Source organism: Acetatifactor sp., assembly GCF_982438285.1.
The window spans coordinates 1-3,866 of sequence record NZ_CEWDFQ010000300.1 but is presented as its reverse complement, the minus strand read 5'-3'; the positions used below and the strand labels follow the sequence as shown (position 1 = coordinate 3,866).

The following is a 3,866-nucleotide window of genomic DNA, read 5'->3' as shown; positions in this document are numbered from 1 at the left end:
CGGTTTTCTGGTTGGGGTTGTAGAGATACTGGGAAGCGCATACATATCTTCGGGATATAGGGATGCCTTTGCCTTTGCAGTGATGATAATAATTCTGATCGTTCGCCCTTCGGGACTCATGGGCAAAAAGCAGCAGGAGAAGGTGTAGGTGTGAAAAGATGAAAATAGGAAAAAGAATCATAGAGTGCAGCCAAAAACAAAAAAGAATCCTGACGCTTCTGGCGGTCTGTGGCTTGCTGATACTTCCGCTGGCAGTAAAAAGTACCTATGTCATGCACGTGCTTATAACCAGCGGGCTTTACATTGGACTGGCTTTAAGCCTGAACCTCGTGTCAGGCTTTGCCGGACAACTGTCCATGGGACACGCGGCCTTCTATGGAATTGGAGCCTACGCCACGGCGCTGCTGATGCTGAATTTCAATATGTCCTTTTGGCTCACGTTATTTGCCAGCATTGCAGTGTCGGGACTTGCGGGATTTGTTCTTGGCCTCCCAACCAGCCGCCTAAAGGGTGACTATCTGACCATCGTCACTCTGGGCTTTGGTGAGATCGTGAGATTGGTATTGGTAAATGAAATCGACATTACGCGCGGCCCGATGGGATTGCCGGGAATTCCTTCCCCAAGCATTTTCGGATGGGAGCTGGACAGCAAGACGGCCTTTTATTATTTGGTACTGGCTTTTGTGGCGGCTATTACCATATTTTTAAGCCGGCTGACGACTTCGGGTTTTGGAATTGCTATGATGACCGTAAAGGAGGATGAAATTGCAGCCCAGTCGATTGGAATTTATCCGGTGAAATATAAGCTGCTGGCCTTTACCTTATCCGCAATGATTGCGGGGGTCATGGGCTCTATTTATGCCACCTATGTTTCCTTTATCAGCCCGGATACCTTCCTGTTTAACGACTCGGCAACGATACTGGCAATGGTGGTTTTGGGCGGTATCGGAAGCATCCCGGGCTCTGTCATTGGAGCGGTGATATTGACGGTCGCGCCGGAGCTTTTACGTTCCTTCAGCGAGCTTCGCATGATGCTGTATGGGATTTTGCTGGTGGTAATGATGAATTTTAAGCCTATGGGGATTTATGGCCAGGAAAAGAGAAAACGGAATATTTACAAGCTGCAGGCGGGAGGGGCTGCTGATGAGTAATGTATTGGAGGTAAAGGGGCTGACCATTTCCTTCGGCGGTCTGACCGCAGTCAGCGAGGTGACATTACAGCAAAAGGAGGGCGAGATTCTTACTTTGATCGGACCCAACGGCGCGGGGAAAACGACCTTGTTCAACCTGCTGACAGGTGTGTATCAGCCATCGGAAGGAAAGATATTTTTCTGTGGGGAAGATATCACAGACAAGAAAGCATATGAGAGAGGACGGCTGGGAATCGCCAGAACCTTTCAGAATATCAGGCTTTTTAAAAACATGACAGTATTGGAGAATCTGCTGGCGGCGAACAGGGAATGCAATACGGAAGGAATCAGGGATGCCTTTCTCTTTGGAAAAGGCTTTCGGGCAAAGAGAAGGAAAATAGTGGAGGAATGCGAAGCGGTTTTAGATGTGGTAGGCCTTAGGGACTTGGAGGATGATTTTTCGGTGAATCTGCCCTATGGAAAGCAGCGCCTGCTGGAGATCGCAAGGGCGTTAGCCATGAAGCCGAAGCTGATTCTGCTGGATGAGCCGGGAGCCGGCATGAACAGCGCAGAGAAGGATGAGCTGTCAGAGGTGATCCGCTATATTACGGATAAAATGAAGGTGAATGTATTGCTGATTGAGCATGATATGCGGTTTGTTATGAATATATCCGACCGGATCATAGTATTGGATCACGGGGAGATTATTGCCCGGGGACTGCCGGAGGAAATCCAGCAGGATCAAAGGGTAATAGAGGCATACCTGGGAAGCGGGACAATCGAGATAGAATAGAGGAGATAAGCAGATGACTCCAATTTTGGAATTAAAAGATTTGAAGATCAATTATGGCGTTATTCCTGCTTTAAAGGGAATATCCCTGCAGATTGCAAAGGGAGAGATCGTGGCGCTGATCGGCCCAAACGGCGCGGGAAAGACAACGACTATTAACGCGGTATCAGGGGTGCTGAAGCGGGAAAAGGGTTCCGTACTGTTTCAGGGAAAGGATATCAGCTCCTTGCAGGAATATGACATTGTAAAGAGAGGAATCTCACAGGTGCCCGAGGGAAGAGGGATATTCCCGATGCTTACGGTGGAAGAAAATATCACGCTGGGGGCTTATCTGAGAAAAAATAAACAGGAAATTTCCGCAGACATGGAGAAAATATATGATATGTTTCCCAGGCTGGCGGAGCGCAGAAGGCAGCTGGGAGGGACATTATCCGGCGGCGAGCAGCAGATGCTGGCCATAGCAAGGGCGTTGATGGCAAAGCCGGAGCTATTGCTGCTGGACGAGCCATCCATGGGACTTGCGCCTATTATCGTACAGGGCATTTTCAAGACGATCCATCAAATCAACAAGGAACAGAATATGACGATCCTGCTGGTAGAACAGAATGCCCAGATGGCGCTGGCAGTTGCGCACAGGGCGTATGTCCTTGAGATAGGGCAGATCGTCTATCAGGGAAGCGCTAAGGAGCTGAAGCAAAACGATGAAATAAAGAGATCCTATTTGGGGATTTAGAAACAGGAGGATGGAAAGGACATGTTGCTGAACATCAATGAAGAAAATGAGCAGGCGGACAAGAAATATGGGATTTTGGGGATCGTATGGGATCAGGGAGACGTAAACGGCAGGCCCGGCGCGAAATACGCGCCCCAAAGCGTAAAGCAGTGCGCGGAGAGGTTCATAGGAAGAATCCAAAATAATAGGATATTTGATGTGGAAAACTGGCGGATGCTGGACCTTGCGAAGCTTTCTGTAAAGGATTATGGGCTTGTGAGAGATTTGCCTGTGTATGACTGGATGCAGGCATACACAGGCATGGAGGAGGCAATCAAGGGGATAATGGAGGACGGCCGCAAGCCTGTTATCATTGGGGGAGACTGCTCCGTGAATTTTCCGGCGGTTAAGGCAGTGCACGATATGACCGAAGGGAAAATGGGAGTCATTTATATGGATGCCCATTTCGATACTCTGGCGGAGGATACCTGGTGCGGAAAGTATTCCCATTCCAGCCCGCTGCGCAACATTTTGAATCTGCCCAATGTGGACGCTGGCAATGTAGTCCAGTTTGGGGTAAGGGGATATGTGTATCCGAAATTTTATGAATATGTGGAGGAAACGGGGTATCATGTCATCCACAATACGGCTTTTTTTGAAATGGGCGTGGATAAGACAGTGGAGGAGATTCTTAAAAGAGCCACTGACAAAACGGAGCGGGTAATGCTGTGCCTGGATATCGATGTGCTGGAAGGCATCTTTTCACCTGGTTCAAGCTGCAATGAATCAGCAGGGCCAAACGCGCGGGAATTGGAAGCGATCGTGAAGAGGCTTGCGCCCTATGTGGATGGCATATGTATCACGGAGATCAATGTTTTGGTAGATATAAATGACATTACCTCCATGGAAGGAGCAAAACTTATGTGGGATTATATTATGAATAATTACGGCGGTGAGAAGAAAAAATGAGCAGAATGCTGAAAACAGCGGTGGCGCAGTTTAAGGCGCAGCCCGGGGAAATGGAAAAAAATCTGAAAAGATGCCTTGCTTATATTGACAGAGCCGGCGGCGCAGGAGCGGATATTATCTGTTTCCCGGAGCTGTGTCACACCGGATATGGGCTGGAACGGGACCAGGCGGCGCAGGCAGCCCAGAAGGCCGGAAGCATTGCGTTTCAAAAGCAGCTGTCGGAATGCGCTGCAAGAAACCATATTTATGTGATCTATTCTTATAT

4 protein-coding genes and 1 pseudogene are annotated in these 3,866 nt (G+C 48.8%); all 5 read left to right on the top strand.

All coding sequences use genetic code 11. The features are described 5' to 3' along the window. The first annotated feature begins 158 nt into the window (after positions 1–158). Positions 159–1,151: a branched-chain amino acid ABC transporter permease gene (locus AC1WIP_RS12790; protein ID WP_481142191.1), complete on the top strand. Its 993-nt coding sequence runs from the start codon at positions 159–161 to the stop codon at positions 1,149–1,151. Then, complete coding sequence (locus AC1WIP_RS12785; protein ID WP_481142190.1) at positions 1,144–1,923, top strand: ABC transporter ATP-binding protein; 780 nt, start codon at positions 1,144–1,146, stop codon at positions 1,921–1,923. The genes AC1WIP_RS12790 and AC1WIP_RS12785 overlap by 8 nt, the downstream gene beginning before the upstream one ends. A 13-nt stretch (positions 1,924–1,936) precedes the next feature. Further along, positions 1,937–2,440, top strand: a pseudogene (locus AC1WIP_RS12780) (ABC transporter ATP-binding protein); the annotation flags it as partial. A gap of 234 nt (positions 2,441–2,674) precedes the next feature. Continuing rightward, entirely contained in the window at positions 2,675–3,601 is a 927-nt protein-coding gene (locus tag AC1WIP_RS12775; RefSeq protein WP_481142189.1) for an arginase family protein, read from the top strand. After that, positions 3,598–3,866: carbon-nitrogen hydrolase family protein (locus AC1WIP_RS12770; protein ID WP_481142188.1), on the top strand; the 269-nt coding region annotated here is incomplete at its 3' end. The genes AC1WIP_RS12775 and AC1WIP_RS12770, both read left to right, overlap by 4 nt.